The 6,669-nt window shown below is 66.9% G+C and carries 6 protein-coding genes and 1 pseudogene; 5 read left to right on the top strand and 2 right to left on the bottom strand.

The annotated features are described in order from the left end of the window. The 3 genes and pseudogenes from RM1_RS18365 to katG form a co-directional block, all read left to right on the top strand. A pseudogene (locus RM1_RS18365) lies at positions 1-356 on the top strand (copper oxidase); the annotation flags it as partial. A 60-nt stretch (positions 357-416) separates the two neighbouring features. After that, a complete protein-coding gene (locus tag RM1_RS18360; protein WP_083576819.1) occupies positions 417-914 on the top strand; it encodes a Fur family transcriptional regulator in 498 nt (165 codons plus the stop codon). Next, positions 901-3,090, top strand: a complete 2,190-nt coding sequence (gene katG / locus RM1_RS18355) for a catalase/peroxidase HPI (RefSeq protein ID WP_072753162.1) — start codon at positions 901-903, stop codon at positions 3,088-3,090. Before RM1_RS18360 ends, katG begins: the two co-directional genes overlap by 14 nt. A 63-nt stretch (positions 3,091-3,153) precedes the next feature. On the opposite strand, the gene RM1_RS18350 is transcribed toward katG, so the two are convergent. Next, entirely contained in the window at positions 3,154-4,332 is a 1,179-nt protein-coding gene (locus RM1_RS18350; protein WP_072753161.1) for an acyl-CoA dehydrogenase family protein, read from the bottom strand. A gap of 290 nt (positions 4,333-4,622) precedes the next feature. On the opposite strand from RM1_RS18350, the gene RM1_RS18345 reads away from it, so the two are divergent. Next, positions 4,623-5,474: an alpha/beta fold hydrolase gene (locus RM1_RS18345; RefSeq protein ID WP_072753160.1), complete on the top strand. Its 852-nt coding sequence runs from the start codon at positions 4,623-4,625 to the stop codon at positions 5,472-5,474. Positions 5,475-5,500: 26 nt separating this feature from the next. Here the strand turns inward: RM1_RS18345 and RM1_RS18340 are convergent, their stop codons facing one another. Continuing rightward, positions 5,501-5,974: an AraC family transcriptional regulator gene (locus RM1_RS18340; protein ID WP_143069483.1), complete on the bottom strand. Its 474-nt coding sequence runs from the start codon at positions 5,972-5,974 to the stop codon at positions 5,501-5,503. A 231-nt stretch (positions 5,975-6,205) separates the two neighbouring features. Here RM1_RS18340 and RM1_RS18335 point away from each other — a divergent pair, with 231 nt between their 5' ends. Next, positions 6,206-6,640, top strand: a complete 435-nt coding sequence (locus RM1_RS18335; RefSeq protein ID WP_072753158.1) for a YjdF family protein — start codon at positions 6,206-6,208, stop codon at positions 6,638-6,640. Positions 6,641-6,669: the final 29 nt, after the last annotated feature.

Here is a 6,669-nt window from a genome sequence, read left to right as displayed (position 1 = left end):
GCATCGTGACCGGCATGACCGGCGGGGCAGGCACGGTGCGCGTGTGGTCGAGCGGCTCACGGCTCGACGGCGAGCCCGGGATGTACCTCGAGAGCCCGGACCACCACTCGGGCCCAGTGGATTTCCGGCAGATCGCCTCCTTCGAGCCGTTCGCGGGCGGCGGGGTGCAGGTGGCCACCACCAGCACCACCGCGGGCGCGGATCTGCTCGTCAGCAGCGCGGGTGCGGCGGGATCCGAGGTCCGCAAGATCGGGCTGGGCCGGGCGGACCCGCAGTCGACGACGCTGACACCAGCGCCGCTCGGGGACCTTCCCCCGCTGCCTGCGGCAGGCGCGGTTCCGCTGGGCGGGCGGTAGGTCCGCGATCGAGACCGAAAACTCTTGACCGAGTCCAGAACGATGCGCCATTGTATTGAGGTGCCCTCCGCGAGGGAATACGCAGCGCATTTGCGCACGGCAGAGCTTCGCGTGACCCGGCCCCGGGCCACGGTGCTGGAGGCCGTGCACACGCACCCGCACGCCGACACGAAGACGATCTACCGAGCCGTGCGCGCTGTCCTGCCCGAGGTCTCCCGCCAAACCGTGTACGACGTGCTGCAGGCCCTCAGCGACGCCGGCCTGGTGCGGCGGATCCAGCCGGCGGGCACCGCCGTGCGGTACGAGGCCCGCGTCGGTGACAACCACCACCACTTCGTCTGCCGTACCTGCGGGGTCATCGCCGACGTCGACTGTGCGGTCGGCGCGGCCCCCTGCCTTACCGCGCCAGGCGACCGCGGCTTCGTCGTCGAGGAGGCCGAGGTCACGTACTGGGGATCGTGCCGCGACTGCTCGGCAACACAGGTTTCGCGATCAGGTTTGCGATCGAAGTCCGATTCACCCACTCCCGGAAGGAAGGACCGTCGTGTCCAAGAGTGAAAGCGAAAGCCCGGCAATCGACTCCCCGACCCCGCAGGAGCACCGGCCCAGGACCAACAGGGACTGGTGGCCGAATCAGCTGGACCTGCAGGTCCTCCATCAGCACTCGCCGCTGTCCGACCCCATGGGCGAGGACTTCGACTACGCGGCAGAGTTCGCGACGCTCGACGTGGACGCGCTGAAACGGGATGTCATCGAGTTGATGACGGCGTCGCAGGACTGGTGGCCAGCCGATTTCGGACACTACGGGCCGCTGTTCATCCGGATGAGCTGGCATGCGGCGGGCACCTACCGGATCGCGGACGGCCGTGGCGGTGGCGGCGAGGGCGCCCAACGTTTCGCCCCACTCAACAGTTGGCCCGACAACGCGAGCCTCGACAAGGCGCGCCGGTTGCTCTGGCCGGTCAAGCAGAAGTACGGCAGGAAACTCTCCTGGGCGGATCTGCTGGTCTTCGCGGGCAACTGTGCCTACGAATCGATGGGCTTCAAGACGTTCGGCTTCGGTTTCGGCCGCGAGGACATCTGGGAGCCCGATGAGGTGTTCTGGGGGCCGGAGGACACCTGGCTCGGCGACGAGCGCTACACCGGCGACCGGGAGCTCACAGGTCCCTTCGGCGCCGTGCAGATGGGCCTGATCTACGTGAATCCGGAAGGGCCCAACGGAGACCCCGATGCGCTCGCCGCGGCCGTGGACATCCGTGAGACCTTCCGCCGGATGGCGATGAACGACGTCGAGACCGCGGCACTGATCGTCGGTGGCCACACCGTCGGCAAGACCCACGGCGCGGGACCGGCCGACCTCGTCGGGCCCGAGCCGGAGGCGGCGCCGATCGAGCAGCAGGGCCTCGGCTGGAAGAGCTCGTTCGGCACCGGCGTCGGTGGGGACGCGATCACCAGCGGCCTCGAGGGCACCTGGACACCCACCCCGACCAAGTGGGACAACAGCTTCCTCGAGACCCTGTACGGCTACGAGTGGGAGAAGTCCAAGAGCCCCGCGGGGGCGTGGCAATACACTCCGAAGGACGGCGCAGGGGCGGGCACCGTCCGCGACGCGCACGATCCGTCGAAGTCCCACAGCCCGGTGATGCTGACGACGGACCTCTCGCTGCGGCTCGACCCGGTCTACGGGCCCATCACCCGGCGCTGGCTGGACCACCCCGAGGAACTCGCCGAGGAGTTCGCCAAGGCCTGGTACAAGCTGCTGCATCGCGACATGGGGCCCGTCTCGCGCTATCTCGGACCGTGGGTTCCGGAACCGCAGCTGTGGCAGGACCCCGTCCCCGAGGTCGATCACGACCTGGTCGGGCCGGACGAGATCGCCGCGCTCAAGGCCTCGGTCCTGGGTTCGGGGCTGTCCATTCCCCGGCTGGTCGGAGCGGCATGGGCGTCGGCTGCCTCCTTCCGCGGCACCGACAACCGCGGCGGGGCCAACGGGGCGCGGATTCGGCTTGCGCCGCAGAAGGACTGGGAGTCCAACAATCCGGCAGGCCTGGCCGAGGTGCTGCAGACGCTCGAGCGGATCCGGGACGACTTCAACGGTGGGCGGTCCGACGGCAAGAGGATCTCGCTGGCCGACCTGATCGTCCTGGCGGGTTGCGCGGCGGTGGAGCAGGCGGCGAAGAACGCCGGGCACGACGTCACGGTCCCGTTCGCGCCGGGCCGCACCGACGCCGCCCAGGAACAGACCGACGTGGAGTCGTTCGCGGTGCTCGAGCCGAGGGCCGACGGGTTCCGCAACTACCTGCGCGCCGGGGAGAAGCTGCCCGCCGAGCGTCTGCTGCTGGACAAGGCGAACCTGCTGAGGCTGACCGCCCCGGAGATGACGGTTCTCATCGGTGGGATGCGGGCACTGAACGCAAACGTCGGGGAGTCCGCGCACGGTGTCCTCACCGACCGGCCGGAGGCCCTGACCACCGACTTCTTCGTGAACCTGCTCGACATGGGCACGGAGTGGAAGGCCTCGGCCGAGTCCGAGAACGTCTACGAGGGCCGCGCTCGCGGCACGGACGAGGTCAAGTGGACGGCCACCGTCGTCGACCTCGTATTCGGTTCGAACTCGCAGTTGCGTGCGCTCGTCGAGGTCTACGCGAGCGACGACGCGCAGCCGAAGTTCTTGGCGGACTTCGTCTCCGCGTGGGACAAGGTGATGAACCTGGACCGGTTCGATCTCGCCTGAGACCGGCACGGCGCCCCGCGAGCCCACACGGCTCACGGGGCGCCCGCGTTTCTCCCGATCCCGTCAGATCATCGCGCGGTGGGCGCCCTGCGGCTCGCCGCCGAGCTGGGTCAGCGCCGACGAGTGGAAGATCGAGCCGGGCACGTGGATGGCGTGCGAGAGGCCGGCGTGCGCGTCCCGCCAGAATCGCTGCATCGGCGTCTTCATCTGCAGCGCACCGCCACCCGACCGGGCGAAGATCTCGTCGACCGCACGTACCGCCCGCCACGCTGCGGCGGTCTGGGTCCGGCGACCGATCGCGCGCTGCTCGAAGGTGACCTCCTTGCCGCTGTCGGTGAGATCCCAGAACCGGTCCACCGTCTCGAGGATCGCCGCCCGCGACGCGGCGATCTCCGCGGCGGCCTCGCCGATCGCGTACAGCACGTACGGATCGTCCTTGATCGCAGTGCCGGACACCGTGATCCGCTCGCGCTGTGCGTTCAGATGGCAGGCCAGCGCGCCCTCGGCGATGCCGATCAGCGACGAGGTGATGCCAAGCGGGAAGATGCACGAGAACGGGAAGTTGTACAGCGTCTGCGTGCGCCCCGCCTCCTTCGGCGCGGTGCCGTCGAAGACCTTCGCCGCGTCCAGGGTTCGGTGCGCCGGGATGAAGGCGCCCTTGACGATCAGGTCCTTGCTGCCGGTGCCGCGCAGTCCGACGACGTCCCAGCTGTCCTGGTCGATGTCGTAGTCGCTGCGCGGCAGCAGCACGTGCAGGATCTTCGGCGGCATCAGCCGGTTGCCGTCCTGGTCGCCCACGGCCGCGCCGATCATCACCCACTGGCAGTGATCGGTACCCGAGGAGAATGACCAGCGGCCGCTGAGGATGTAACCGCCGTCGGTCGGGACCGCGACACCCATCGGCGCGTAGGGCGAGGCCATCCAGGTGTCGGGGTCCTCACCCCACACCTCCTGCTGGGCCTTCGGGTCGAAGAACGCCAGCTCCCATGGGTGCACGCCGACGATGCCGCTGACCCAGCCGGTGGCGCCGTCCATCGCACCGATCGCCATCGCGGTCTCGGCGAACTCCCTCGGGTGCGCCTCGAGGCCGCCGTGATCCTTGGGCTGCAGCATCCGGATCACCCCGGAATCCCGCAACCGCTTGGCCGAGGCATCGGTCAGGCGCATCAGCTTGTCGCCCTCGACACCGTCCGCGCGGATCTCGTCCGCGTACTGCTCGATCCGCTCGTGAACCTGACCCATGACTGCCTCGTCTCGGTAGAAGTTGCCGGCTGACTGAATGCAAAACTAGAACATGTTCCATGAATGCGAAAGGGATCGGACTGATTGGGTTTCTTTCCCTGTGGAGACCGGTCGTCAGCGTGTGTCGACGGCATCGTTCCAGATATAAGCAGGTAAATGCTGCTATCTGAGGCTCTCTAGGGTTCCTGGTGTGGCGGCCGGTCATTCGGAACTGGTGTCGCGAATCACTGATTCGGCGAGACCTGGCGGATTTCACGACATCAAACTAGAACACATTCTAATCTTTTGGGATGGACGTGACCTACGAGGGGACCAAGAGGGAAGTCGTCACAGACAAGGGGGTGTTGCGCTACCACGAGGCGGGGGAGGGGCCGCCGCTGATCTTGTTGCACGGCTCCGGTATCGGAGTCAGCGGCTGGCGAAACTATCGGGGAAACCTGGACGTCTTCGCCGAGCACTTCCACTGCTACATCCTGGAGTTCCCGGGATTTGGCGTGAGTGATCCAGTGGAAGGGCATCCCGTGCTCACCGCGGGTTCGTCGGTGATCCGCTTCATGGACGAACTCGGTATCCCATCGGCCGCGATGATCGGGAATTCGATGGGCGGCGTCGTCGGCGTCAACCTGGCGATGAGACACCCCGAGCGGGTCAGCAAGCTCGTCACTATCGGCGGGGTGGGTCCGAACATCTTCAGTCAGAACCCGAGTGAGGGCACAAGGCTACTGCAGGAGTTCGCCGACAGCCCGAGCCGCGAAAGGCTGGTCCGCTGGCTCGAATGCATGGTCTACGACCCCGCCGTGATCACGGAGGAGCGGGTCGAGGAACGCTGGGAGACCGCCAACGACCCGGCGTCGCACGAGACGCTTGCGGCGATGTACGGCTCCAAAGCGTTTGCGGCGCAACAACAGGCGATGGTCGCATCGGATGCGCCACCGTACTGGTCGATGATGCACAAGGTGCGGTGTCCGACCCTGCTCACCTGGGGCCGAGACGACCGACAGTGCCCACCGGACATGCCCATGGTGCCGATGAGGCTGATCCCCGATGCCGAGTTGCACGTGTTCCCGAACTGCGGTCACTGGGTGATGGTCGAGGCGAAGGAGGCGTTCGAGCGAGTCGCCATCGAGTTCCTGCTCCGGTGAGATGACGGCCGGGCGGGTACGCGAGATCAGGGGAGTTCCCGCCGAAGCGGTACCCAGAGCTGGCAGGTGTGGCGTGCGAGCAATTCGGATGTGTACATCTCGAAGATCGGGGCGTCGTCCATTGCGAGCCCGCGAGTTTCGATTTCCGCGAACAGTCTCGACCACGCCGCATTCAGGCCCTCCGTGGTGTGCGGCACATCGAACACCGCGTACCTCCCGCCGCGGAGGTTGCCGACGCCGACCGTGTCATCGAGTTCGAGATCGTCACTCACGACGATCGCCGCGTCGTAGCGGCACTCCTCGGGCGGTGTCGCCGAGGGATCGTCCCTCGGAATCCCGCACAGGATCGCTCCGTCACGGAGTAGTCCCCGGCGAGACGCCCACTGCTTGATATCGGCGATCGCCTGGGCGTTGCCCTGTCCAAACGGTCCGGTCACGCGCACAAAGGCAAGGCGACGAGTCGGAACGTGTTGAAGCGTCATACGCATGATTTCTCCCACTGTGATTCGGCGGCAGCGAAGCTATCACGATTCAAATAGGTCCTGACCTGCGTTTTTAATACATGCGATAGGCTGACCTTGATTGCTGGTCGCACGAATTGCACAGTCCGGAGGAAGTCCGGATGGCACGTCCCGATGGGTCCTCGGGCCCCCAGCTCGGGCGTGCTCGTCACTTCGCCGTCGAAGACTCCTGATGCTGCCAGGTTGCCTACGCATACCTGGAGGTTGGAAGTGAGTTCCACGACGTTCACCGTCTTCTACGACGGACAATTTTGGGTCGGCCTGCTCGAGGTCATCGACAACGGCGAATTGCGCGTCGCTCGCCACGTGTTCGGGTCCGAACCGAGCGGCCCCGAACTCTACGAGTTCTCGCTACGCGACTATGGGGCGCTGTCCGCCCTCGCGCACCGCTCACCTGCGGTGCCGGTCGATCAGCGGCAGGCGGCAGCACGGCCGGTCAATCCGAAACGGCTGGCGCGGCAGGTCGCGAGGGAACGAGCCCAGCCGGCCGTCAGCACCGCCGCCCAGGAGGCTGTCAAGCAGACCATCTCCGAGAACGCGAGCGCCCGGAAGTCGAGGCGAAAGCACCTTCGCGACACCGCCGAGCACACCCGCAGGCAGATCGCTCGTACGAAGGCGAAGGCACGGCACCGGGGAAGGGCATGAACGCGCTCGAAGCCTGTGGGTGACGCGAG

The organism is Rhodococcus maanshanensis NBRC 100610, assembly GCF_001894865.1.
Classification (GTDB): Bacteria; Actinomycetota; Actinomycetes; order Mycobacteriales; family Mycobacteriaceae; genus Rhodococcus_G; species Rhodococcus_G maanshanensis.
Note: the sequence above shows the minus strand (reverse complement) of the source record. Positions and strands in the feature narration are given on the sequence as shown.

What these genes read in the sequence shown, in the direction of transcription:
- RM1_RS18350 (WP_072753161.1), bottom strand. Translation starts at nt 4,332, where the DNA reads ATGGGTCAGGTTCACGAGCGGATCGAGCAGTACGCGGACGAGATCCGC.
- RM1_RS18345 (WP_072753160.1), top strand. Translation starts at nt 4,623, where the DNA reads ATGGACGTGACCTACGAGGGGACCAAGAGGGAAGTCGTCACAGACAAG.